We start from the raw sequence: 24,102 nt of genomic DNA on the forward strand, positions 1-24,102 counted from the left end.
CCGGGGCGGGGTATAGTCCTCGCCCCGGGATGTTCCAACAATCATTAAACGGAGATTCACATGGAACCCATTCGAGTCGGCATTATCGGCGTCGGAAACGTCCTCAACCAATACCTGGACAAGATCGGCGTCCACCCTGACGTGGACATCGTGGCGCTCGCGGATGTGAACCCCGAGGCCGTGCGGAAGCGCGCCGCCGAGTATGACGTTCCCAAAGCACTCACCCCGGACGAGTTGCTGGCGGACGAGGACGTGGAGCTGGTCCTGAACCTCACACCGCCCAAGCTCCACGCGCCTGTCACGCTCCAGGCGATCGCGGCCGGCAAGCACGTCCTTTCAGAGAAGCCCTTCGCCACGTCCCTTGAGGAAGCGAAGCAGATCCTGGACGCGGCACGGGAAGCCGGTGTCAAGGTTGGCTCCGCGCCCACCACCTTCCTGGGTTCCGGCATGCAGACCAGCCGCAAGCTCATCGACGACGGCTGGATCGGTGAGCCCGTTGCAGCATTCGCTTCCTTCGCGTGCCGCGGCTACGAGCACTGGCACCCGAACGTGGACCCCTTCTACAGCCCCGGAGCCGGCCCCATGCTGGACATCGGACCCTACCTCATCACCAACCTGGTGAACTTCTTCGGTCCCGTTTCCCGCGTCTCCGCAACCACGCCGCGTTCGTCCGAGACCCGTCCCCGCCCCGGCAAGGACGGCGAAGTCATCCAGATCCAGACCCCCACGCACGTCACGGGCACCCTCGACTTCGAGTCCGGCGCTTCTGCCACCGTGATCGTCAGCTGGGACATCTGGAACCACAACCTGCCGCACCTGGAGATCTACGGCACGGGTGGTTCCTTGGCAGCACCGAACCCAGACCACTTCTCTGGCGCTCCCGTGCTGCGGCGCGGTGAGCCTGGTGACCTCGCGCTGGACATGACGCCTCCCGGCGGCGGCGATTGGCGCGAAACGCCCATCACCCACCGCGACGACGCCTACCGCGGCATTGGCCTGGCCGAGTTCGGCTACGCCATCCGCAACGGCGTGGAACCCCGCACGGGCGGCGACTTCGCCTACCACGTGCTGGAAGTCCTCCTCGCCTTCGAGGCATCTTCGGAGCAGGGCAAGCACATCGCGATCGAAAGCACCTGCGAGCGGCCCCGGCCGCTGCCCTCCGTGGGACCGCAGGAGCCTTACCGCTTCGACTAAGACAAGCGAAAACAAACAGCAGCCGACGGCGGTACGCGCGTACCGCCGTCGGCTGCTGTTCTTGCGTGTCCGGGCAGGTGGCCCGCGTCCCAAACTGGGACACAACTTTGCTTCCCCACGGTGAAAACCTGATGTTCGGGCGAATCGGTTTGCAAATGCCGACGCACCTACGAATTTAGGAGAACGCATGACTAGCACAGCCGCTGCTGATATCGGCACCGAGGTCAATATCGCAGCCGATAAAAAGGCCGTCCGCCGCCGCACTGTCGCACAAGCGATCGTCGAGTATTTGCAGGTCCAGTACAGCGAACTCGACGGCGAACAACGCCGCCTGATCGCCGGCATGTACGGCATCTTCGGGCACGGCAACTCCGTGGGCCTGGCCCAAGGCATCGACGAGTACGGTGTGGACTTCCCGCACTTCCAGGGCAAGAACGAACAGTCGATGGTCCACGCGGCCATCGGCTTCGCCAAGGCCTCCAACCGTGCCGCCACCCTGGCCTGCACCGCTTCCGCAGGTCCGGGATCCACCAACATGGTTTCCGGTGCCGCCACAGCCACCACCAACCGCCTGCCCGTGCTGCTTTTCCCCGCGGACATCATCAACAACCGCTTCGGCGATCCCGTGCTGCAGCAGATCGAGCACCCCGTGGAACGCGACGTGTCCGCCAACGACTGCTTCCGTCCTGTCAGCCGCTACTTCGACCGCATCACGCACCCCGCCCAGTTGCTGTCCACGCTCCCGGAGGCAATGCGCGTCCTCACCGATCCCGCGGAAACCGGTGCCGTGGTGGTTTGCCTGCCGCAGGACATCCAGGGCGCGGAGTTCGACTTCCCGGAGTCCTTCTTCACCCCGCGCGTCTGGCACATCCGCCGTCGTCCGGCTGTTGAGGACGAGCTTCGCGACGCCGCGGAAATCATCCGCAACGCCAAGCGTCCGCTGCTGATCGCCGGTGGCGGCGTCCGCTACTCCAAGGCGCAGGAAGAACTGGCGCGCTTCAGCTCCGAGTTCGGCATCCCGGTCTCCGAGACCTACGCGGGCAAGGGAAGCGGACCCATCACCGACCTCAACCTCGGTGCGCTGGGCGTGACCGGCACGGTGGGAGCCAACGAGATCGCCGACGGCGCGGACTGCGTCATTACCGTTGGCTCGCGCCTACAGGACTTCATCACCGCCTCGCATTCGCTGTTCCAGAACCCGGACGTGAAGTTCGTGAACCTCAACGTGGGTTCGTTCGACGCCCACAAGATGGGCTCGTTCCCCGTCATCGGCGACGCCAGGCTCAACCTGGCCGGCCTGCGTGAGCGGCTCACCGCCGTCGGGTACTCGACGTCGGACGAGTTCCGCAGCGACATCGCGGACGCACGCAAGGCCACGCTGGAAGTGCGCAAGCACGACCTCCAGGCCTTCCCGGGCGAACTGATGAGCCAGGCCCAGGTGATCGACGTGCTCAACAAGCGCACCACCAGCCAGGATGCCCTGATCCTGGGTTCCGGCGGCGTGGTCGAAGGTATCCACAAGGCCTGGGACCCGTCCAACGGCACCGAGATCCACTTCGAGTACGCCAACTCCTGCATGGGCCACGAGATCCCCGCAGGCCTGGGTTACCGGATTGCCCGCGATGACGCGCCGGGCGAGGTGTATGTCCTAATCGGTGACGGCACCTACTTCATGCAGCCCACGGAACTGGTCACGGCCGTCCAGGAACGCAAGAAGATCATCACGATCGTGATCGACAACCGCGGCCACCAGTGCATCTGGCCGCTCCAGGTTGCCAAGGGCGGTCCGGGCCGCGAATTCGGCACCCAGTACCGGGAACGCAGCAAGGAGTCCGGCCGCTTGGACGGGGCAGTACTCGAGTTCGACATCGCCGCCAACGCGGCCAGCATGGGCTGTGCGGCATGGTCGACGACGACGGTCGAGGAGTTCTCCGCCGCCCTCACCGAGGCGCAGGAGGCAGAGGGTCCCGCAGTGATCGTCGCCCGGGTGGAGCCGTGGCGCTACCTTTCCGGCAACGGCGCCTTCTGGGACGTTGGAGCTCCGATGACCTCGGAGCGGCCTGCCACCCTGGAGGGTGCTGCCAAGCACCTCAAGGGCCGTGAGCGCCAGCGCTTCTACGCTGCCACCACCGCACCTGACGCACGCTAGGCGCACCGGGCGGGACCGCTCCATCCAGCGGTCCCGCCCGTTTCTTTTACGGGATTTACTGACCAAGGAGCAATCATTATGAGCACATTTGCCGTTACTGATCCGGCTACCGGAACCATCCACGCCGAGTACCCCGCCGCCACTGACGCAGAGGTGGAAGCCGGGCTCAGCGCCGCCCAGCAGACCTACCAGGAGTGGTCCCGCACCACCACAGTCGCCGAGCGCGCTGCCCTGGCCAAACGCCTCGCGGATCTGTTTGTTGAGCGGAAGGACAAGCTGGCCGCTATCATCAACCGCGAGATGGGCAAGCCGCTGCAGCAGGCCGCCGGCGAGGCCGAGTTCTCCGGCTCCATTGCCGCTGCCTTTGCTGAGCATGCCGAAGAATGGCTCGCCGATGAGCAACTGGAGGTAGCCGACGGGCTGCGGAGCTTCTTCCGCTACCAGGGCCTCGGCGTGATCCTGGGCATCATGCCATGGAACTACCCGTACTACCAGGTGGCACGGTTCGCGATTCCCAACATCATCCTGGGCAACACCGTCATTGTCCGGCACGCCAGCCAGTGTCCGGAGTCGGCGTTGGCATTGGAGGAACTCTTCCGCGATGCCGGCTTCCCGGAGGGTTCCTACGTCAACCTGTTCGCCACCCACCAGCAGATCTCCACCATGATCGCGGACGACCGGGTGCAGGGTGTCTCGCTCACCGGCTCCGAGCAGGTGGGAGCGATCGTGGCTGAACAGGCCGGACGTGCGCTGAAGAAGTGCGTGCTGGAGCTCGGCGGCGCCGATGTGTTCCTGGTCCTGGACACGGACAACGTGGACCTTGCCGTGAAGAAGGCCGTCATGGGCCGCATGGGCAACACCGGGCAGTCGTGCAACGGTTCCAAGAGGATCGTGGTGCTGGACAAGTACTTCGACGAGTTCTCCGAGAAGTTCAAGGCAGCCATCGCCGGACAGTCCTACGAGAACGGCGATTTCGGACCGATGTCCTCCGATTCGGCCACAAAGTTCCTGGCTTCCCAGGTGCAGGGTGCCCTGGACCAAGGCGCAGAGATCCTGGTGGGCAACAATGAGCCCCAGGGCAACGTGTTCACCCCGACAGTGATCACGAACATCACGCCGGCCATGGACGTCTACAGCGAGGAACTCTTCGGCCCTGTTGCGCAGCTATACAAGGTCAGCAGCGACGAGGAAGCCATCAAGCTGGCCAACTCCTCGCCGTACGGCCTGGGATCGGTAGTGATTTGTGACGACGTTGAGCGCGCCGAGCGCGTCGGCAACCAGCTCGACGTCGGCATGGTCTTCGTGGGTGCCTACGACCTCAGCGGTGCGGACGTGCCGTTCGGCGGCGTCAAGAAGTCCGGCTACGGCCGCGAACTGGGCAAGGTGGGCATGCTGGAGTTCGCCAACAAGAAGCTGTTCCGCTTCGCGAAGTAGGTTTCAGCGACTAAATTTCAGCGCAGCAAAAGGAGGCCGGATCACGCGATCCGGCCTCCATCTTTGTCGCAGGAGCCTAGGCCCCGTACGTGGTGTTCCCTGTGACTTCCGGGACCTCCACCCAAGCGGAAGACTCTGCGCTGCGCAGGGAGGCATCCACCAGTTCCGATGCCGACCAACCGTCGGCCACAGAAGGTCCAAGCTGCTTGCCTTCGGCCACCGAACGCAGGAACAGCGCGGCCTCGATGGTCTTGAGGTCGTTGAAGCCGATGCCGGGCCCGGCGTTGGGCTGGAAGCGCCCGAATTCGCCGAAGGAGGGCGGGGTCATGATGGTCCGGTATCCACTGCGGTCCGTTGCGACTTCCAGCTGGTTCATGCGCTCGAAGTTCCAGCGGATGGATCCTTCGGTGCCGTAAACCTCCACGATGTATTCGGCGTGCGGGCCGATCGCGACGCGGGTTGTCTCGAACATGCCCACTGCACCGCCCTCGAACCGGGCGAGCATGGCCGTGTAGTCCTCGTTCTCCACCTCCCGGGTCACATCCGAGGCCTCACCCTTGTTGAAGGAATTCGACGACGTTCCGGCTGGCAGCGGACGTTCCTTGATGAACGTTTCCGTCACCGCGTTGACCGAGGTGATGCGGCCTATCAGGAACTGGGCCAGGTCGAAACCGTGGCTCAGGATGTCGCCCAATACGCCAGAACCTGCGCGCGCTTGCTCGTAGCGCCATGTGAACACCTGCGTCGGGTCCGAGGCGTAGCTGGTCAGCAGGCGGATCTGCACGTTGGTCACCTTGCCCAGCGCCCCGGAACGGATCAACCGTCGTGCCTCAGCGATAGCCGGGGTGTGCCGGTAGTTGAAACCCACCGAGGTGATCAGCCCGGCAGCTTCGGCGCCCTGGGCGATCTCCCGGGATTCCCGGGCACTGCGGCCCATGGGCTTCTCGATCCAGAAATGCTTGCCCGCCTCGATGGTGGCCAGCGCGATCTCGTGGTGCAGGAAGTTGGGGGAACAGATCGAGACGACATCGACGTCCGGGTTCTCCAGCACCTTCCGGTAGTCAGTAGCCGTTTCCTTGTAACCGAGCGCGTCCTCCGCGTGGTGACGGCCGGCGTCGTCGGGGTCTGCGGCGATCACAAGCTCAGGGTGACGCGGCAGTTCAGGGAAGAACTGCTTGGTGGCGAGGTAGGCGCGGGAATGCAGGCGTCCCATCCACCCAACGGAGATAAGGCCTACGCCAATGCGGTTCTGGTCTTCCAAAGGAGACTCCTCTTGTCTAGCAACTGGGTTCGGGGAAACGGTGCCACGCAAATGGCGGCATCTGCCGATCAGCCTATGAAGTCTGCCGGTGTGTGCTGTGTCTCAATCTGAGACATCCGGAGAGGGTGGCGTGCTGTTTATGTAGAACGTACTAGTCCGCCAACGCCAACAAAGGAGCCCGTCGACGATGATGGATCGAACCAAACCCCTGCGGGTGCTCGTCACCGGAGCCACATCGGGTGTCGGTGAAGCAACGGCCAAACTTTTCGCCCGTCGCGGAGCCCGGGTCGCGCTGCTGGGTCGGCGGCCTGCTGAACTCCGGCGGGTTGCGGAGGAAATCGACGGCGGTGCGCACCAGGTGGTCGCCGACGTCTCCAACCCCGGTTCAGCGCGGAACGGTGTCCGCAGTGCAATCCATGCACTGGGTGGCCTGGATGTAGCCGTCAATGCGGCCGGGGTTGCCGGCTACGCCGCACTGGAGGACCTGGACGAGCACCGCTGGGCAGAGGTGTTAGGCACCAATCTCTCCGGCACCTTCTACGTCGCCAGGGAAACCGGCCTGCACATGCGCAGGTCCGGGGGAGGGGCCATCGTGAACGTCGCCTCTGACCTGGCGGCCATGGGGGTTGCAGGGTTGGCCCACTACTGTGCAGCCAAGGCCGGTGTGGTGGGTCTTACCAGGGCGCTGGCGCTGGAACTGGCCCCCGATGTCCGCGTCAATGCCGTCTGCCCCGGACCCATTGACACCCCCATGCTGCGTACCGGCCTTGAGGCCGAACCGGACCCCGCCCTGGCCTTGCGGCAGAAGGAAAGCGCGGTTCCGCTGAGCCGGCTCGCGGACCCCGGCGAAGTGGCCGCCGCCATCTACTTCCTGGCGGTCGACGGCACCTTCGCCACCGGCACCAGCATGGCGTTCGACGGCGGCACATCTGCTGCCTGATTGCCCGCCCAAGACCTCACAAGAGACGAACAAGCCAAGGAGCTTTGAGAGATATGCCTGAGTCGAACTACAACGATCTCCGCAGTGCGCACTGGTTCGCGCCGCACGACCTCACGGGATTCGTGCACCGTACTGCCATCCAGGCCGAAGGCTTCTCGCGCTTCGCCATCAAGGACCGGCCGGTCATTGGCATCGCAAACTCCTGGTCGGAGCTGGTCAACTGCAACATCCACTTCAAGCTCCTTGCCGAGGCCGTGAAGCGCGGCGTCCTGATGGCCGGCGGTTTGCCGCTGGAGTTCCCCACCATCTCCTTGGGCGAAAGCCTGATGAAGCCCTCGGCCATGCAGTTCCGCAACCTGATGGCCATGGACGTTGAGGAATCCATCCGCGCGTACCCGCTGGATGCGATCGTGCTGCTGGGTGGTTGTGACAAGACGGTTCCGGCACAGCTCATGGGAGCGGCCAGCGCGGACATTCCCACCATCATGCTGACGGGCGGCCCGCAGGAACCGGCGTACTTCCGGGGCAAGCAGCTGGGCGTTGGCACGGACACGTGGAAGTACGCGGACGAACTGCGCGCGGGCAAGATCACCGAGGCGGACTTCGATGAACTTGAGTCCTCTGCCAAGCCCTCCGCCGGCCACTGCAGCGAAATGGGCACGGCCTCCACCATGACGTCGCTCGTTGAAGCGCTGGGCATGTGCCTTCCCGGCACTGCGTCCATTCCCGCCGTCGATTCACGCCGCGGGCAGGCGGCGGAAGCCACAGGCCGCCGGGCAGTGGAAATGGCGCTGTCAGGACCGAAGCCCAGCGAGATCCTGACCAAGGAAGCGTTCGACAACGCCATCACCTTGCTCATGGCCGTGGGTGGCTCCACCAACGCAGTGGTTCATCTTTTGGCTCTGGCCCGCAGGGTGGGCTACGAACTGCAGTTGGACCGCTTCCACGAGATTTCCCAGCGGACCCCCCGGATCGTCAATGTCCGCCCGTCCGGTGAGTACCTGGTGCAGCAATTGTTCCAGGTGGGCGGCATCTCCACCGTGCTGAAGGCGCTGGACCCGCTCCTGAACCGGGACGCCCTGACCGTCACGGGCGAGTCCCTCGAAAAGGGCTACATCAACGCACCCGAGCCGGACGGCGTCGTCGTGAGCAAGCTCGAGACGCCCTTCGACGCCTCAGGCGGCATCGCCGTCGTCCGCGGCTCGCTGGCCCCCAACGGTGCCGTGATCAAGCGGAGCGCTGCCTCGAAGGAACTCCTGCAGCACAAGGGTTCGGCCGTGGTATTCGATGACATCTACGACCTCGGCCGCAGGATTGACGATCCGGACCTGGACATCACGGAGGATTCCGTCCTGGTGCTCCGCAACAGTGGTCCGGTGGGTGCTCCGGGCATGCCGGAGTGGGGCATGCTGCCCATTCCGCAGAAGCTGCTGCGCAAAGGTGTTCGTGACATTGTGCGCATCTCAGACGCCCGCATGAGCGGCACCGCATTTGGCACAACCGTGCTACACGTGTCGCCCGAAGCCGCCGTGGGCGGACCGCTCGCGATCGTTCGCGACGGCGATCCGATCATCCTGGACGTCGAGAACCAGCGCTTGGACCTGGACCTGCCGGAGGAGGAGATCAAGGCCCGACTCGCCGAACTCAACCTCCCGGCGCCCAAGTATCGGCGTGGTTACGGCCGGCTCTTTATCGACCACGTCAACCAGGCACACGAAGGCTGCGACTTCGATTTCCTCAAGGGCTTGCCGGACGAAGAGCCGCAGCGGCTGCCGTACGGCCTCATGAGCGGTTGGCAGGGCGGCTGGTAAGCAGCCGCAAACGACAAACTACAAAACATTGGGCCGCTCCTGGGGGGAGCGGCCCGGGAGGGAGCACGTGTGTCACGACCAAAAGTGATTGTCATAGTCCAGGAGGGCCGCCCGGTTCCTCCCGTGGAACGCTTAGACGCCGAAGCCGATGTGGTGGTGGTTCGGACGGCAGGGGAGTTCAGGGCGGCGCTGCCCGGAACGGAAATCCTGTTCCTGAACGACTTCCGGACCAAGCTTCTGCGAGAAGTAGGTCCGGGCGGGCTGCGGTGGATCCACACGTCCAGCATCGGCGTCGACAGCCTTATGACGGACGAGATCATCAACAGTGACATCGTCGTCAGCAACTCCCGCGGCGTCTGTGAGCGGCCGATCGCCGAATGGGTCCTGGGTGTCCTTCTGATGTTTACCAAGGACCTGCGCCGGACCATAGAGCTGCAGCAGGCAAGGACGTGGCAGCACCGCGAAACTGAACCGCTGCTGGGCCGCAAAGTCCTGGTGGTCGGTCCAGGCCCTGTGGGTCGCGAGACTGTGCTGCTGTTGCGGGCGGCGGGCATGGATGTGACTGTCGTTGGCAGGAGTGCCCGCGAGGACGAACAGTTGGGGGCCATCGCCTCCTTCGATGAGTTGGATGTGGTGCTCGGTGAGGTGCAGGACGTGGTGTTGACGGTTCCGCTGACCGAGGAGACAAGGGGCCTGTTCAACGCTGCCCGGTTCGACAAGATGCGTCCGGGCGCCCGGCTGGTCAACGTGGGCCGTGGGGCCGTGGTGGTGGAGCAGGATCTGCTCGATGCCATTGATGCCGGACACCTCGGTGCAGCAGCCTTGGATGTTTTTGAGAATGAACCGTTGGCGGCCGAAAATCCGTTGTGGAGCCGCAACAACATCCTGGTTTCCCCGCACGCCTCCGGCGACCTGATCGGGTGGCGTGGGCGGGTAGTGGACTGCTTTGCGCGGAACCTTCAGCAGTGGAAGGCAGGCCAGCCCCTCAACGACGTTGTGGACCTCAAAAAGCTTGGCGGAAGTGCTCCAAATACCGTGTCCCAAGCTGGTACAGTGCTGCCACGATCCGCGTCGATAGTGTGATTCAGCACTAGTACTTTCGTGACGAGGATTACATGTCAAGCTCAACAAAGGGGAAGCCGATAACGCCCACCCAAACCCAGGAAAACAAGCTCAGCGGCAACATGGGGGTGGGCGAGCTCGTGATGAACGTGCTTGCGTTTTCCTCCCCGCTGACCACCGTCGCAGGCACCTTGCCCGTGATGCTCCTTTTCAGCGGCCACACGGCTCCAGGGATATACCTCCTGGTGACCCTGATGCTCCTGATTTTCTCGGTGGGATTCGTCAAGATGAGTCGGAGCGTCGAGGCCCCCGGTGGCTTCTACTCCTTCGTCACGGCCGGGCTGGGCAAGCCGGCGGGCCTGGGCGGGGCGCTGCTGGCGCTTGTCGGGTACGTGTTCATCGGATTCTTTGCCCCCTCCCTGTTCGCCCTGACCCTGCAGAGTTTCGTGGTGAACACGCTTAACGGACCGGACATCCCTTGGTACTGGTACGGGCTGGGCATCATAGCCATCACCACTGTGCTGGCATACAACCGGATCGACCTTTCCGCCAAGGTCCTCACGGTGGTGATGCTGCTTGAGTCTGCCGTTGTCATCATTTTCGACGTTGCCGCGTTTGCCGCAGGAGACGCCTCCCAGGGTGTTGGCTTTTCCATGCCGTGGATTACCGACGCCGGTTTGGGCCTCGCGCTGCTGTTCGCCGTCGGTAACTTCTTCGGGTTCGAAGCGACGGTCATCTACCGCGACGAGGTGAAGAATCCCGACCGCACCATCCCCAGGGCTACCTACCTGGCCGTGGTTGGAATCGGCCTGTTCTACGCGGTGGCAGCCTGGGCTTACACGGCATTCCTGGGCGCAGACAACGTGCAGGAAGCTGCCAAAGCCAACACAGTGAACCTCTTCAACGATGGGGCTACTGCCTTGGTGGGCAAGATTTTCGCTGACATCGGAGTGGTTCTGCTCATCACCTCGATCCTGGCTTCCATGCTCTCGATCCAGAACATTGCCGCACGGTACAGCTTCTCGCTGGCCGCCGATGGAGCCCTTCCCCCCGCACTTGGCCGTGTGCACCCCCGGCACAAGTCCCCCTATGTATCAGCGCTGGCCGTCGGGCTGCTGTGGGCGGTGGCCACTGTCGTCTTCACCCTGCTGGGGGTGGCTCCTGAGGCGTTGTACCCGATCGCAAGCGGCAGTGGCACCTTCTCTGTATTGCTCCTGATGTTCATCACGAGCTTTGCCGTGCTGGTCTACTTTGTCCGCCGACGTGGTTACGCCCCTGAGTCTGCGTGGAAGACCATCGTGGCCCCGATCGTCAGCGTGGTGTTCCTTGGCCTGATTACGTACCTGGCCATCGCAAACTACCCCGAGCTGATCGGTGGTTCGGCGATCATGACAGCTATTTTCATGACCTTCACTTTCGCTCTGTTCATCGGCGGAATTGTCTACGCATACTTCCTGCGCTCAAAGCGGCCGGACGTTTATGCGCGTTTGGGTCGGCAAAAGATCGACTAAAAATCCCTTTCCATTTGAATACTTTGGAGATCTGCAATGACGCAACAGATCAGAGTTGGCCTGTTCGGTACCGGCAGGATCGGTCAGGTGCACGCCATGAGCCTGGCAACTTTGGAAGAAGCAACCCTCACCTGGGTATGCGACCCCTTTATTGAGGGGGCCAAGCGCACGGCCGCCGAGTTCGGTGGCCGGGTCACCGATGACCCGGCCGAAGTCTTTGCCTCCGGGGAGGTCGACGCCGTGATCGTGGCTTCTCCAACAGCCACGCACGTGGACCTGATGGAGAAATCCATCGATGCAGGCATCCCGGTTCTCTGCGAAAAGCCCATCGACCTGGACATTTCTCGGGTTGACGCGCTCCGGGCAAAGGCGGCGGCCGCCGACGTTCCCATAGCCCTGGGTTTCAACAAGCGCTTCGACAGACACTTCGTGGAGTTGAAACGGCGCGTGGCTGCCAACGAGATCGGAACCTTGGAACAACTGATCATCACCAGCCGTGACCCGGGTGAGCCACCCGCTTCGTACTTGCCCCAATCCGGCGGGATCTTCCGGGACATGACCATCCATGACCTGGATATGGCCCGCTATTTCATTCCGGACATCGTGGAGGTATCGGCCCGGGGCGCCAATGTGTTCAGCGACGCTATCCGACAGGCTGATGATTTCGACTCGACCGTGGTTACCCTCAGGGGATCCACGGGTGAACTTGTGACCATCCTGAACTCGCGGCATTCCGCCTTTGGTTATGACCAGCGCATAGAGGCCTTCGGCTCCACCGGCCTGCTCCACGTATCAAACAAGAATGACAACCTTGTCCGGCACTGGGGTTCCAGAACCGTGGAGGGGATCGCACCGTACCAAAACTTCTTCCTGGAGCGTTATGCGGAGGCGTACCGGCTCGAGGTCGCTGAGTTCCTTCGCGCCGTCCGCGGCCTGCCTTACCGGAATCCCGGTTTCGAGGACGGCCGGGCTGCCCTGATTCTTGCGGATGCCGCGGAGAGGTCGGCCAGGACCGGGGTTGCGATCGCCGTGGATCTGTCCGCCTAGGACCCCTTGATGCCCGGCCCGGGCATGGATGCTTTCGCAACCGTCCATGCCCGGGGCCGGGTTTTGCCGTTTAAGGAACAGGTGTTGCCCGGTCGATTCTCCAGGAATTGACCTGCTGGAATGAATCGATTCAGAGCCGTGTTCCAAATTGGCACAAATGCCCCATCATCGCGTCCGTCAAAGTTCAAGTAAGTGAAACATTGTGGCGGAGGTCACGCAGTGACGGGGCTTTTTAAAAACCGCTCCTATCATCTGCAGAATCAAACAACGTTGTTTGGTTGATCCTCGCCGGAGGCGTTTCACCGGTTCATTACATGGCCCAATCAAACGAGGACGAGATGACCGATGCACCACCTGCGACCCCTCCGCTGGTCGCACTAAAAGACATTCACAAGACATTCGGGGCGGTGTCCGCCTTGCGGGGCGTCAGCATCGATGTCATGCCAGGCGAGACCTTTGCGCTCCTTGGCGATAACGCTGCCGGCAAATCCACGCTCATGAAAGTCCTCACCGGTGTCTACCAGCCGGACCGGGGCTCGATAGAGCTGGACGGAAAGAAAACGGAGTTTCCCACACCGTCAGCGTCCCGCGACCAAGGCGTCGAGATGGTCTACCAGGACTTCGCCCTGGCAGACAACCTCGATGTCCGGACCAATGTATTCCTGGGACGGGAACCGCAGAAGAACCTCCTTGGCCCCTTGGTGCGGATCATCGACCGTAAGAAGATGGAAGCGGAAACCAAGCGCGTACTGGACCGCCTGGACATCCCCATCAACCCCCGGCTCAAGGTCAAACGGCTCTCCGGCGGCCAAAGGCAGGCCGTCGCGATCGGACGCGCCCTGGCCTTCGATGCACGCTTGATCATCATGGATGAGCCCACGGCAAACCTGTCCGTGGCCAAGGTGGACAAGCTCATTGAAGTCACCCAGCGACTCAAAGACCTGGGCATTGCCGTCATTATCATCACGCACCGCCTCGACGAGGCGTTTGCCGTGGCTGACAGGTTCGCCGTGATGCGGCAGGGACAGGTGGTGGGTCGCTTCCACGTTGGGGACGTCACCGAAGCCCAGGTAGCCCACCTTATTTCCCACGGGACCCTGGACGACTACATCGATAACGGGGACGGCATACCTGACGAGCGGCGGAAGATCGGCAGCACCTCGTCCCTGCCTGTAGTGGACGCCATGGCTGCCCGCGGAACAACAATCAACGGGAGCAACTCATGAGCCTCACCATGGAAAGCCTGAAGACTAAGTTGGGTCCGGCTGATCTGAAAGACGGTGACCTGTCCACCAAGGTCAAGAGGTTCGTCGGCGATTACGGCATCCTGATCTTCTTCGCACTCATTATCATTTTCCTCGCGGTTGCCGCCCCGAACTTCCTGACGGTGAACAACCTGGTCAACGTGGTCCGGCAGTCCTCCATCATTGGCCTGATCGCGCTTGGAATGACTTTCGTCATGATTACCGCCGGCATTGATCTGTCGGTCGGCTCCATTGTGGGCCTGGCCGGCATGGTGTTCGCCATTATGGCACCAGCAAGCGGCGGGGCATTCTGGATACCCCTGATAGCCGGCCTGGCAGTGGGCCTCCTGGTGGGATTCCTTAGCGCAGCGATGGTGGTTTGGGGTGCCATCCTTCCCTTCCTGGCGACGTTGGCCACCATGGCGATCGCCCGCACCGCAGCACTGGTGGTGACGGATGGCCAGGTCGTCTCGGGACTCAGCGGACCCGCTGAGTGGCTCGGGTCCGGGTTCGTCGGACCGATCCCGGTCCCGGTCATCGTGTTCCTGATCGCGGCCGTCATCTGCGAGTTTGTCCTTAGCCGCACCAAATTCGGTTCCCACGTTTACGCCGTGGGCGGCAATGAGGAGTCGGCCAAGAAGGTCGGTATCTCCACAGGCAGGGTGCTGTTCACCGTCTACCTGATCGGTGGCGTCACCGCGGCCCTGGGAGGCTTGGTCCTCACTGCCCGTCTCGACGGCGCTGCCCCCGTGGCCGGCACCGGCTACGAGCTCCAGGTCATTGCAGCGGTCGTGATCGGCGGCACGAGCCTCTTCGGCGGCGTCGGCACCATCCGCGGAACCGTCATCGGCGTCCTCCTGCTGGGCGTCGTGATGAACGGCATGAACCTGATGGGCGTCTCCTCTTACTTCCAGCAAGGTGTGCAAGGCGTAATCCTCGTGCTTGCAGTCCTCCTGAACCGCTGGAAGTCGGACTGAACCAGCGTCCGGGGGCCCACAACCCCTTGGGCCCCACCAACCCAGCAACACATCTCCCCAGCATCAAGAACCACTGAAAGGAACAACCATGGGAATGCGACAGAAGCTCGCCGCAGCCACCGCCATGTTGGCCGCCGGCGCCCTGACACTCACCGGGTGCGCAGGCAGCACCAATGCCAGCAGTTCCGAGGGGGCAGCCAAGAGCTACAACATCGGCGTTGTGGTCCTTGACCTGCAGGACCCGGATCTGGCACACATGACGGACGCCATGAAGAAGGCTGCCGACGAGAAGGGCGTCAAGCTCAACATCACCGACTCCAAGAAGGACGTTGGCAGCGAACTCAACCAGGTGGAGGACCTGCTCACCCGTCAGGTTGACGCCGTCATCCTGCAACCGTTGGACGGCGAAGGCAGCCAGAACGCCGCCAAGCGCGTCATTGAGGCCAACATCCCGTTGTTCATCCTCTCCACCGAATTCGCAGAAGGTGCAGACGTGGCCTACAAGAGCTACATCGGTGTTGACGACACTGTGGCCGGTGAAATGCAGGCAGAGTACCTGAACAAAACGATGCCTGAAGGCGGCGACATCGTCTTCGCAGCCGGCATTTATGGCGCGTCCTGGACCGACCGTCGCAAGAAGGGCTTCGACAGCAAGATCAACAAGAACTTCAAGGTTGTCGCTGAATTCCAGGCGAAGGGCAGCCGTGACGAGGCCAAGCGCAACATGGAAGACACCCTGCAGCGCTTTGGCAAGGGTGAGATCGACGCCGTAGTGGCCAACAACGACGAGATGGCCATTGGCGCCGCCTCCGCAATCACCGATGCGGGCCGTACTGCCGAGTTCAAGGCAGTGGTGGGCGTCGACGGCACCGAGCCTGCGCTGCAGAACATCAAAGCTGGCACCATGTCGGCAACTGTTCGCCAGGATTCTGCCGGTCAGGGCGTCAAGGCGGTCGAGGTCGTCACAGACTTCCTCAATGGCGGCAAAGCGGAGAACCGGTACACGCTGCCGTTCACGTTGATCACCAAGGACAACCTGTCCGAGTTCCTGAAGTAAAAACCCAAGCAGACAAGGGCGCAGCGGAGAGATCCGCTGCGCCCGTTCTGTTTTGGCACACTGCGGCACCACCCCCGCCTGCCTACACTGCCGTGGAACCACAGAAATGGAGAACGTAAGCATGCCCAAGAACGACGTCGCAGTCCTTTTGAACGAACTTCGGGACGCGGGCATCGAGGTGGAGGAGACTCCGCGAAGGCTCTCCGAGTACTCCTATGACGCATCGAACTATCGCGTGCGTCCGTCCGCTGTCGCCTTCCCGCAGAATGTGGACGAGGTCCGTGCAGTCATGCGCGCATGCTCCGCCTCCGGCGTGCCCACCACCGCTCGCGGCGGCGGAACATCAATGGCCGGCAACGCGATAGGCGAGGGGCTCGTCGTCGATCTCTCGCGCCGAATGACGTCCGTGGGAACGCTCGACGCCGATCACGGCACCGTATGGGTGGACGCCGGAGTGGTGCTGGGTGAATTGCGTTCCTACGTTGAAAGGGCCAGCGAAGGCAGGCTGACGTTCGCCCCGGATCCGTCATCACTGACACGCGCCACGATCGGCGGCTCCATTGGCAACGACGCCTGCGGCAATCATTCAGTGGCTTACGGACGCATGACGCACCACGTCAAGGAACTGGAACTGGTCACAGCTGACGGCGCCTACCTGCGCGCCGGCAAGGACTTCCTGCAGGCTGTGGATGCCACGGACAAACACTCGGTGACCCGGGCCGGTGAGCTCATGGACGGGCTGAAGGAACTCGCCCAGGCCAACCTGGCGCCCCTACGCGTAGAACTCCAGTCCATTCCCCGCCAGGTGTCCGGATATCATGTGGGACACCTCCTGCCTGAGCACGGCTTTGACGTCGCGGCCGCCCTTGCCGGCAGCGAGGGAACCTGTGCCGTAGTGGTGCGGGCCAGGGTGGGATTGGTCCCCAAGCCGCGCACCACCGCCCTGCTTTGCCTCGGTTACGCCAACACCATTGACTCGGCCCGCGACGTGATGACCATCCTCGCCGCGAAGCCGAGTGCCATCGAAGGCCTGGACGCTTCGATCGTGGACATCATGCGGCACCGCCGCGGCTCCGCCAGCGTCGACTCCCTTCCCGAGGGCAACGCCTTCCTGATGGTCGAATTCTCCGCAGACAGCATCGGTCAAGCGGCGTCAGACTGCGAACGTCTGCTGGAGAAACTCGCCGCCGACGGCCGTGTTATCGACCACGCCATAGTGACGGAGCCCTCGGAACGCGCCAAGCTCTGGAGGGTCCGCGAGGACGGAGCCGGGCTTTCATCCCGGCGAATCGACGGGATCCAGACGTGGCCGGGTTGGGAAGATTCAGCGGTAGCCCCGGAGCGCTTGGCAGACTACCTCGCGGAGCTGCTGCCACTGGTGAAAAAATACGGTTACACAGCCTTCATGTATGGACACTTCGGCGCAGGCTGCGTGCACATGCGCCTTGATTACGATCTCCGCAGTGACGAAGGCCGGACGACCTTCAGCGACTTCACCCGCGAAGCGGCCAAGCTGGTGGTGTCCCATGGAGGTTCACTATCCGGGGAACACGGCGACGGACGGGCGCGCAGTGAGCTGTTGGATGTCATGTATTCCTCCTCGATGGTGGGCATCTTCAAGGCATTCAAAAACCTGTGGGATCCTGCGGGAATCCTCAATCCGGGCATCATCGTGGACCCGAAGCCCTTTGCTGCCTCGCTTGCCTTGGAAGGGGTTCCCTTGCCGGGCCCCGACCACGGCGGGTTGCACGCAGTGGCAGGTGCCGCCGTCCTGCCTTCCACTGAAAGCCGGCAGCTGCTGCCGGTGGTGAGCCCCTTCGTAGGAAATACCCACGCGTGCATCGGCGTGGGACGCTGCCGGGCGACGACCGGTGGGTTCATGTGCCCCAGCTACCGCGCCACCAAAGACGAGAAGGATTCCACGAGGGGCCGTGCCCGCGTCCTCCAGGAACTGACGCGGAGCAAGGGAACCAGCCACAACGGTTGGTCCAGCCCGGAAGTCCGGGAAGCCCTGGACCTTTGCCTGTCCTGTAAAGCGTGCTCCGCCGACTGTCCCACCGGCGTGGATATCGCCGAAGCCAAATCGCAGCTGGTAGACGAACACTACAAAGGCAGGATCCGCCCCTTCACGCACTACTCCATCGGCTGGCTGCCCCGTTGGCTGCCGTTGCTGACCCGCATAGCGGCCCTCGCCAACCTGGGGTCCGGATTCCGTCCGTTCCGCCTGGTGGGCGAATGGTTGGGTGTCAGCGCCCGGCGTCGGCTCCCGGACTTCGCCCAGCGGGGCCGCATCCGGCAACGCATACAGGAGGCCGGCTTCACGGACGGTGCCGATGCGTTGCTGTTCATCGACAGCTTCACCCGCGCTTTCCGTCCCGAAGTCGTTCCCGCCGCCGCCCGTGTGCTCCGCGACTCCGGCAGTTCCGTGGGCTGTACCCCGGATGCCTGCTGTGGCCTGACCTGGATCTCAACCGGGCAGCGTGATGGTGCCCGCCGGCGGCTGGCCCAGTTGATCGAAAAGCTCGACGACGGCACAGACCGCGACATCGTGGTCCTGGAACCCAGCTGTGCCGCCACCATTCGCGACGAAGGACCAAAGTTGGTGGGTGGTGCGGCGGCATCGAGGGTTGCGGACCGGGTCCGCTCGTTCTCTGTCGCAGTGGATGAGGCCATAAATCGTGGCTGGAAACCCACTGCCCAACCGCCCGTCACGGCAGTGCTGCAAACCCATTGCCACGAGCACGCCGTATTCGGTTCCGGCGCCCAGAAACGCGTCCTCGAAGCCTGGGGGGTGCCGCAGCTCGTGGAATCCTCCTCATGCTGCGGCGTGGCAGGCAACTTCGGTTTTGAAGCCGAACACTTTGACATGTCCATGAAGGTTGCCGGGCACTCCATCGTTCCGGCGCTCGCGGGCGCGTCGGATGCCCTGGTCCTCACGGACGGGTTCAGCTGCGCCATGCAGGTTTCGCAGATCGACCCGGAGCTTTCCAGCAAGCACTTGGCCATTGCCCTGGATCCCGGTCCATCCGGTGGGACGGAGTAGGAGGAAATCCTGCCCGCTCCCGGTGACAACCGGACCTCTTCTGATCACCGTGTCCCAAACTGACACGATCAGCGGCACCTCAAAAGTTGGATTCTGGAAAGACCAAAAGGCACCACTAGTTTTTGAGAGTTGATTCCGATGATGAACAGGAAGCTCGCCCAAGGACGGCATGTTGAATGGCTGCGGGCCTCAGCACATATTAACGAGACTGAACTTGGGGAGCGGAGCGACCACCAGATGAAGCGGTCCGGCCGCAACGTTCACCGGCTTCTTAAAGACATGGTCGAAGGGCGCGACATCAGCGACGCCACGCCCTGGCCGTACCCGGGGGCGTAACCCCTCCTGAAGACCGCGGGCCGCAGCGCTTGGAGCCGGCACTGTTCCAGGCGTTGCGGTCCGCTTCCTTAGCCCTTGGTGGAGGTGAAGATGGCTGGTTATGCACCCACGATCCTTTCATGCAGGCCTGGCACCCTCCTGGTGGAACTTCCACAGCCTGCTGGCTGCGGGCCATGGATTGCTCCGTTTATCGAAGCGGTGAAGTCCTTGGATTTCGACGGCATCACGGACATCCGCGGCCTCCGTGACGGCGTCATTGTGGATTACGTTGCCGGAGCCGTTGATCTGAAAGGGCTCAGCGCCGTGCTGGTGGCCGCTTTTTCCAAGGTTTCCTATGCCCGCGGTGACTTTTCCGCCATGACGCACAGTGTGCCTGCCATTTTTGATGGTCCGGATCTGGCAGTGGCCTGCTTGCTCCTGAACGTGCCGGAACGTAGCTTGATCCGGCGATTGTGCCGCACAAAACACAAGGTCAGGACGTTCGCCTCCCCAGGAGCCTCGGCGTTGCTCGAAGTACCCTGGGCCGGGGACTGGCACCAATCCGCGCAAGGGAGCCGACCCGCCAAACTGGTCCCCCAAGGCTCGCTCACCCTGTCCCGCCCTGGAGTGACGCTGACCAGCCGCAGCAGCTACTCGGACGAACTCGTCGTGGGACGCGTGGGCGCCGGATTACTCACTTCCCTGCCGGATCTCCGGATGGGAGATTCTTTGTGGCTACGGCGCGGCAGTCCTTTACCTTACTAACGATCGTTCGCTAGAGTGGGAGATGGTTTCACCAGCAGGCCGAGGATGGCATTGAACTATTCGTCGCGTGATCAGGCCACCGCGGCCCTGGCAGAATTTCTTTCCGACCGCGGCAGGCCCCTACTGACGACCTCCCAGCAGCGGATCGTTACAGCCTTCCTCCGACTTGCCGGGGCGCATGGTTTCGAATCCGTGACGATGCGCACCTTGAGCCGTGAACTGGGCCTCAAAGCACCAAGCCTCTACTCAAGCTTTCCGGGTGGACGTGAGGAAATCGTGGCTGAGGTCCTTCTGGGGTTCAGGCGGAGGTTTGCCCTCGGACTCCTGGCGGCCGTGCAGGCTACTGCTGGTCCGGAAGAGTACTGGGCAGCTTTGGTCCGCTTTCACCTGGTCCAGCACCTAAGGGGCCTTGAGGCCGATCTCGGGGATCTGCTGGTCGCTACGGACAAGGTGTCCCGGTTCTTCAGCGAGGAAGTCCGGCAAGAAATTTCCGCCTGGTTGCGCTTGCGCGAAGCCATGTTTGTCGCGTCGGCGCAGGACATGGGATACCCGCTCTCCCGCCAGACTGCCCACGTTATTCTTACGCTCCTTGACGGTGCGGGACGATGGGCGGCCTGGAACGGCGGCGAGCCGGAGTTGCAGGTCCTAGTGGACCGCACAGTGGCGCTTTCACGTTCCATTCTCGAGATCGGCTCCGGAGTCCCGACTTAGGTCAACCGCCCTTTGCCGCCGGCATCGACTTCCAGGGCGGTGGTGTCCCAACATGGCACATGTTCCCCAATTGCCGCCCGGATAGTGTGATCCCGCACGCAATATCCAGTGATGAGGATTACATGAACAACACCGCAACAGACACACCTGGGTTGGCGCGCCAGGTCCGGACGAACAAGCTCAGTGGCAACATGGGAGTTGGTGAGCTCGTCATGAATGTGCTTGCGTTCTCCTCGCCGCTGGCAACGGTAGCCGGAACCTTGCCGGTGTTGCTGATGTTCAGCGGAAAGACCGCCCCGGCGATCTACCTGCTGGTGACGTTGATGCTGCTGATCTTTTCCGTTGGCTTTGTGAAGATGAGCCGCAGCGTCAAAGGCGCCGGAGGATTCTATTCATTCGTGACGGAGGGCCTCGGCAAACCGGCGGGCCTTGGCGGCGCGCTGCTCGCACTCTTCGGCTACATCTTCATCGGCTTCTTCGCCCCGTCGTTCTTCGGCGTCACGCTCCAGGGCTTCGTGGTGAACACGCTGGGTGGTCCGGAGATTGCCTGGTACTGGTACGCGCTGGGTATCACTGCGGTGACGACCATTCTGGCTTATCACCGGATCGACCTCTCCGCCAAGGTCCTCACGATCGTGATGCTCCTCGAAGTTGCCGTCATCGTGGTCTTCGATCTGGTGTCGTTCTCCGCCAGCGGCCTGGAGGCAGTGCAAACCGCCGGCTTCGCCCTGCCGTCGGTCACGGATGCTTCGCTTGGTTTGGCGTTGCTGTTTGCTGTGGGCAATTTCTTTGGTTTTGAAGCGACGGTCATCTACCGCGATGAGGTCAAGAACCCCGACAAGACCATCGGCCGGGCAACATACATTGCCGTGGTGGGAATCGGAATCTTTTATGCGGTGGCGGCATGGGCATACATAGCCTTCCTTGGATCTGACAATATCCAGACCGCTGCCCAAGAGAACACCGTCAATCTCTTCAATGATGCCGCGGCGGCCCTGGCGGGAAGGATCTTCGCCGATATTGCCATGGTTCTGCTGATCACCTCGGTTCTGGCCTGCATGCTGTCCATCCAGAACATCTCGGCCCGGTACAGTTTCTCGCTGGCGCAGGACCATGCGTTGCCCTCAATCCTGGGCCGTGTCCATCCGCGCCATAGGTCTCCGTACGTATCTGCGCTTGCTGTTGGTTTGGTCTGGGCGGCGGCAACGGTGCTCTTCACCGTTCTGGGGGTTGCTCCGGAGGTCCTCTATCCGATTGCCAGCGGCAGTGGCACCTTTGCTGTATTGCTCCTGATGTTTATCACCAGCGGGGCTGTCCTGGTCTACTTTGCCCGCCGCCGCGGTACCACTCCGGGGTCTGTCTGGAAGACGATCGTGGCCCCCTTGATCAGTGTGCTGTTCCTCGGTGCCATTACGTGGCTGGCCATCACCAATTACCCTGAGTTGATTGGCGGATCGGCCGTTCTGACCGTCATCTTTATGTCATTCACGTTCGCTCTGTTCATCGGCGGCATCGTCTACGCGCTGTACCTTCGCTCAAAGCGACCGGACGTATACTCCCGGCTGGGACGGCGGGTAGTCGATTGACAAGAGGGGCAGAGCAGGGAGTTGCCTCCGGGGCAAGTCTGAACGCGATACATCCCCTTGGGAATCGCCTATCTGCCCCTCCTTCCCCGCCCTTCTCTCCGGTGCGTCCACAAGTCGACCAACGCCAGCCCCGCCACCAGGAATCCGAGCCAGCCCACCGCCGCGAGGTTCTCCAGCAGCCCCAGCAGGAAGAACAGGACACCTGCCGCCAAGGCAACCAGGCCCAACGTCCGCCGCGGGACATGGCCGTCTTCGGCCCGGCCCGACTCGAGCCGTCGGGCCAAGGCCGGGTCCTCTATGAAAAGTTCACGTTCGACGTTCTGCAGAACCCGTCGCTCATGTTCGGACAAAGGCACGGGAGACCTCCAGCGTGGATCCACATGGTGATGAATGCACGCGTACCCGTTTCCGGCCCGGTTATGCGGCAGCCCCCAACAAAATTGGTTAGTCCTGCCTCAGGCCTGCGGCGTCCAGCAGCACATGCGCGGTGACAAACCGCCCGCACTGCTCACCGAAGGGATATTCACCCTTGGGCGTGAACGTCAGGCTCCTGACAGGGAGGGACGCTCCGTCCGGGGCCGTTCCGGAAACAGTCGCCTCCAGCGGTGACTCCGTGAGCACAGGAAGCATGAGGGACCCTTGCAAAGTGCCGTCGGGCGATGTCGTGGCCGAGCACGTACCCTCCGGCGTGCATCCCTGGTCCACGGCCACGGCCCCGGGGTGCAGGACAAGCTCTTCCTGTGTGCACGTCCCGTCCTGGCAGGCTTTCATGGTCAAGGAATCCACCGAGGGCGCGTAGCTGGCAGCCACCGTGATCGAAACCCCGGGAACCTGCCCTATGGCGGGGCACGCCACGGGTTCCTCCAGACAGCCGGGCAACAGCGCCGCTGTTCCGGCCAAGGTCAACGTCAGTGCGGTTTTCCCCATGCTTCAGGGTAGGCCCGGCGCCGCGAGGGGGACCCGGTATCCGCGGAACAGCGCCCGCATTGTTACCCGTCGTCCCGCTCTGTGGCCAAAGCGACACCCGGCCGGTCAGGCCGGAAGCCGCAGCCCGCCGTCGTGCATTTCAGCCAAACCGTCCTGGAGCAGGCCGTCCAGTGCGCGCTCGAGCTGCTCCGGAGCAGTATCGAGCCGGTGTAGCGCCGCCAAGGGAACCCCGACGCCGGACGGTCCGAAACCGAGGTCCGCCGGCTCCCGCTCGAACAACTCACGCGGAACCGGCGCGGCGGCCTCGCGCAATACGGCCATCACGGCACCGCGGACCTGCCGGTCGGTGCCGTGCCAGGCCTGACCCTTGGGGGTGTACGACGGCGGAGGCTCGCCTGCCGCCAGCCAGGCGCACCGTGCGCGGACAGGACAGTCGGCGCATTTGGGGCTGCGTGCCGTGCACACCGTGGCGCCCAACTCCATGACGGACGCGTTCCATCGGACGGACAGCTGCCGGTCCTCCGGAAGGGCAGCAACGGCCAGCTTCATCTCGGCGGCCGTCAGGGCAGGGGTTGGCAGCGCTGTGCCCATGAAAAGCCTGGCGTGGACGCGGCGGATGTTGGTGTCCACCACGGTCTCGCGGCGGCCGAACGCAAAGGAGGCGACGGCGGCAGCTGTGTAATTGCCGACGCCGGGCAGGCCCAGGAGTTCGGCGTAGGTATCGGGTACCTTGCCATCGTGAATGTCCCGGATGGCCACGGCAGCGGCATGGAGGCGCAGAGCCCGGCGGGGATACCCCAACCGCCCCCAATGCCGCACCGCTTCTCCCGACGGTTCGTTGGCGAGGTCGGCAGGGGAGGGCCAGCGGTCCATCCAGTCCCGCCAGACGGGCAACACCCGGACCACCGGGGTCTGCTGCAGCATGACCTCACTGACCAGGATTCCCCACGGGCTGCAGTCCGGGTCGCGCCATGGCAAATCCCTGGCTGCCTGCGTGAACCAGTGGTCCAGGGCCTGGTGCAGGCCGGCGAGTTCGGCGGTGCCCGGAAGCGTCATGCGTGCTGGGAA

At 63.1% G+C, this 24,102-nt stretch carries 20 protein-coding genes; 16 read left to right on the plus strand and 4 right to left on the minus strand.

The annotated features are described in order from the left end of the window. The first annotated feature begins 60 nt into the window (after positions 1–60). From ACPFL9_RS01145 to ACPFL9_RS01155, 3 genes are all read left to right on the plus strand, one after another. On the plus strand, positions 61–1,194 hold the full coding sequence (locus ACPFL9_RS01145; RefSeq protein ID WP_262276846.1) for a Gfo/Idh/MocA family protein: 1,134 nt from the start codon (positions 61–63) through the stop codon (positions 1,192–1,194). Positions 1,195–1,381: 187 nt separating this feature from the next. Next, positions 1,382–3,343 carry a 3D-(3,5/4)-trihydroxycyclohexane-1,2-dione acylhydrolase (decyclizing) gene (gene iolD, locus ACPFL9_RS01150; RefSeq protein WP_306845569.1) on the plus strand — a complete coding sequence of 654 codons (1,962 nt, stop codon included), beginning with the start codon at positions 1,382–1,384 and terminating at the stop codon, positions 3,341–3,343. Between the two features lie 78 nt (positions 3,344–3,421). Continuing rightward, positions 3,422–4,777 carry an aldehyde dehydrogenase family protein gene (locus tag ACPFL9_RS01155; protein WP_426005279.1) on the plus strand — a complete coding sequence of 452 codons (1,356 nt, stop codon included), beginning with the start codon at positions 3,422–3,424 and terminating at the stop codon, positions 4,775–4,777. A gap of 76 nt (positions 4,778–4,853) precedes the next feature. On the opposite strand, the gene ACPFL9_RS01160 is transcribed toward ACPFL9_RS01155, so the two are convergent. Then, positions 4,854–6,038, minus strand: a complete 1,185-nt coding sequence (locus tag ACPFL9_RS01160; RefSeq protein ID WP_426005280.1) for a Gfo/Idh/MocA family protein — start codon at positions 6,036–6,038, stop codon at positions 4,854–4,856. Positions 6,039–6,225: 187 nt separating this feature from the next. On the opposite strand from ACPFL9_RS01160, the gene ACPFL9_RS01165 reads away from it, so the two are divergent. The 13 genes from ACPFL9_RS01165 to ACPFL9_RS01225 all read left to right on the plus strand — a co-directional run bounded on the left by ACPFL9_RS01165 (position 6,226) and on the right by ACPFL9_RS01225 (position 22,107). Next, entirely contained in the window at positions 6,226–6,978 is a 753-nt protein-coding gene (locus ACPFL9_RS01165) for an SDR family NAD(P)-dependent oxidoreductase (protein ID WP_426005282.1), read from the plus strand. Between the two features lie 53 nt (positions 6,979–7,031). Beyond that, the gene (locus ACPFL9_RS01170) at positions 7,032–8,789 is read left to right on the plus strand and encodes an IlvD/Edd family dehydratase (protein ID WP_426005284.1); all 1,758 of its coding nucleotides are present in this window, start codon (positions 7,032–7,034) and stop codon (positions 8,787–8,789) included. Positions 8,790–8,858: 69 nt separating this feature from the next. Then, the gene (locus ACPFL9_RS01175) at positions 8,859–9,872 is read left to right on the plus strand and encodes a D-2-hydroxyacid dehydrogenase (RefSeq protein ID WP_426005285.1); all 1,014 of its coding nucleotides are present in this window, start codon (positions 8,859–8,861) and stop codon (positions 9,870–9,872) included. A gap of 32 nt (positions 9,873–9,904) precedes the next feature. After that, a complete protein-coding gene (locus tag ACPFL9_RS01180; protein ID WP_426005287.1) occupies positions 9,905–11,362 on the plus strand; it encodes an APC family permease in 1,458 nt (485 codons plus the stop codon). 36 nt (positions 11,363–11,398) lie between these two features. Continuing rightward, a complete protein-coding gene (gene iolG, locus ACPFL9_RS01185) occupies positions 11,399–12,409 on the plus strand; it encodes an inositol 2-dehydrogenase (RefSeq protein ID WP_426005288.1) in 1,011 nt (336 codons plus the stop codon). Between the two features lie 314 nt (positions 12,410–12,723). Further along, complete coding sequence (locus ACPFL9_RS01190) at positions 12,724–13,635, plus strand: ATP-binding cassette domain-containing protein (protein WP_426005289.1); 912 nt, start codon at positions 12,724–12,726, stop codon at positions 13,633–13,635. After that, positions 13,632–14,630, plus strand: a complete 999-nt coding sequence (locus ACPFL9_RS01195; protein ID WP_426005291.1) for an ABC transporter permease — start codon at positions 13,632–13,634, stop codon at positions 14,628–14,630. The genes ACPFL9_RS01190 and ACPFL9_RS01195 overlap by 4 nt, the downstream gene beginning before the upstream one ends. An 88-nt stretch (positions 14,631–14,718) precedes the next feature. Continuing rightward, positions 14,719–15,687: a sugar ABC transporter substrate-binding protein gene (locus ACPFL9_RS01200; protein ID WP_426005292.1), complete on the plus strand. Its 969-nt coding sequence runs from the start codon at positions 14,719–14,721 to the stop codon at positions 15,685–15,687. Positions 15,688–15,808: 121 nt separating this feature from the next. Beyond that, positions 15,809–18,730, plus strand: coding sequence for an FAD-binding and (Fe-S)-binding domain-containing protein (locus tag ACPFL9_RS01205; protein WP_426005294.1), 2,922 nt, complete (start codon positions 15,809–15,811; stop codon positions 18,728–18,730). Positions 18,731–18,868: 138 nt separating this feature from the next. After that, entirely contained in the window at positions 18,869–19,066 is a 198-nt protein-coding gene (locus tag ACPFL9_RS01210; RefSeq protein WP_426005296.1) for a hypothetical protein, read from the plus strand. Positions 19,067–19,156: 90 nt separating this feature from the next. After that, positions 19,157–19,810: a carboxyltransferase domain-containing protein gene (locus ACPFL9_RS01215; RefSeq protein ID WP_426005298.1), complete on the plus strand. Its 654-nt coding sequence runs from the start codon at positions 19,157–19,159 to the stop codon at positions 19,808–19,810. 45 nt (positions 19,811–19,855) lie between these two features. Continuing rightward, the gene (locus ACPFL9_RS01220) at positions 19,856–20,521 is read left to right on the plus strand and encodes a TetR/AcrR family transcriptional regulator (protein WP_426005300.1); all 666 of its coding nucleotides are present in this window, start codon (positions 19,856–19,858) and stop codon (positions 20,519–20,521) included. Positions 20,522–20,643: 122 nt separating this feature from the next. Next, positions 20,644–22,107, plus strand: a complete 1,464-nt coding sequence (locus ACPFL9_RS01225; protein ID WP_426005302.1) for an APC family permease — start codon at positions 20,644–20,646, stop codon at positions 22,105–22,107. A 68-nt stretch (positions 22,108–22,175) separates the two neighbouring features. On the opposite strand, the gene ACPFL9_RS01230 is transcribed toward ACPFL9_RS01225, so the two are convergent. The 3 genes from ACPFL9_RS01230 to ACPFL9_RS01240 all read right to left on the minus strand — a co-directional run bounded on the left by ACPFL9_RS01230 (position 22,176) and on the right by ACPFL9_RS01240 (position 24,090). Then, positions 22,176–22,463 (minus strand): DUF3040 domain-containing protein, encoded by a 288-nt coding sequence (locus ACPFL9_RS01230; protein ID WP_426005304.1) that lies wholly within the window; start codon positions 22,461–22,463, stop codon positions 22,176–22,178. A gap of 88 nt (positions 22,464–22,551) precedes the next feature. Continuing rightward, positions 22,552–23,034 carry a hypothetical protein gene (locus ACPFL9_RS01235; RefSeq protein ID WP_426005305.1) on the minus strand — a complete coding sequence of 161 codons (483 nt, stop codon included), beginning with the start codon at positions 23,032–23,034 and terminating at the stop codon, positions 22,552–22,554. 105 nt (positions 23,035–23,139) lie between these two features. Then, positions 23,140–24,090, minus strand: coding sequence for an A/G-specific adenine glycosylase (locus tag ACPFL9_RS01240; protein ID WP_426005307.1), 951 nt, complete (start codon positions 24,088–24,090; stop codon positions 23,140–23,142). Between the last annotated feature and the right edge of the window lie 12 nt (positions 24,091–24,102).

The sequence above is a fragment of the Paenarthrobacter sp. NyZ202 genome (assembly GCF_049860755.1).
Lineage (GTDB): Bacteria > Actinomycetota > Actinomycetes > Actinomycetales > Micrococcaceae > Arthrobacter.

Coding starts and splice junctions, on each gene's coding strand:
- ACPFL9_RS01205 (WP_426005294.1), top strand. CDS start 15,809: ATGCCCAAGAACGACGTCGCAGTCCTTTTGAACGAACTTCGGGACGCG.
- ACPFL9_RS01180 (WP_426005287.1), top strand. CDS start 9,905: ATGTCAAGCTCAACAAAGGGGAAGCCGATAACGCCCACCCAAACCCAG.
- ACPFL9_RS01155 (WP_426005279.1), top strand. CDS start 3,422: ATGAGCACATTTGCCGTTACTGATCCGGCTACCGGAACCATCCACGCC.
- ACPFL9_RS01215 (WP_426005298.1), top strand. CDS start 19,157: ATGGCTGGTTATGCACCCACGATCCTTTCATGCAGGCCTGGCACCCTC.
- ACPFL9_RS01235 (WP_426005305.1), bottom strand. CDS start 23,034: ATGGGGAAAACCGCACTGACGTTGACCTTGGCCGGAACAGCGGCGCTG.
- ACPFL9_RS01165 (WP_426005282.1), top strand. CDS start 6,226: ATGATGGATCGAACCAAACCCCTGCGGGTGCTCGTCACCGGAGCCACA.
- ACPFL9_RS01200 (WP_426005292.1), top strand. CDS start 14,719: ATGGGAATGCGACAGAAGCTCGCCGCAGCCACCGCCATGTTGGCCGCC.
- ACPFL9_RS01145 (WP_262276846.1), top strand. CDS start 61: ATGGAACCCATTCGAGTCGGCATTATCGGCGTCGGAAACGTCCTCAAC.
- ACPFL9_RS01210 (WP_426005296.1), top strand. CDS start 18,869: ATGATGAACAGGAAGCTCGCCCAAGGACGGCATGTTGAATGGCTGCGG.
- ACPFL9_RS01190 (WP_426005289.1), top strand. CDS start 12,724: ATGGCCCAATCAAACGAGGACGAGATGACCGATGCACCACCTGCGACC.
- ACPFL9_RS01240 (WP_426005307.1), bottom strand. CDS start 24,090: ATGACGCTTCCGGGCACCGCCGAACTCGCCGGCCTGCACCAGGCCCTG.
- ACPFL9_RS01220 (WP_426005300.1), top strand. CDS start 19,856: ATGGCATTGAACTATTCGTCGCGTGATCAGGCCACCGCGGCCCTGGCA.
- ACPFL9_RS01170 (WP_426005284.1), top strand. CDS start 7,032: ATGCCTGAGTCGAACTACAACGATCTCCGCAGTGCGCACTGGTTCGCG.
- iolD (WP_306845569.1), top strand. CDS start 1,382: ATGACTAGCACAGCCGCTGCTGATATCGGCACCGAGGTCAATATCGCA.
- ACPFL9_RS01195 (WP_426005291.1), top strand. CDS start 13,632: ATGAGCCTCACCATGGAAAGCCTGAAGACTAAGTTGGGTCCGGCTGAT.
- ACPFL9_RS01225 (WP_426005302.1), top strand. CDS start 20,644: ATGAACAACACCGCAACAGACACACCTGGGTTGGCGCGCCAGGTCCGG.
- iolG (WP_426005288.1), top strand. CDS start 11,399: ATGACGCAACAGATCAGAGTTGGCCTGTTCGGTACCGGCAGGATCGGT.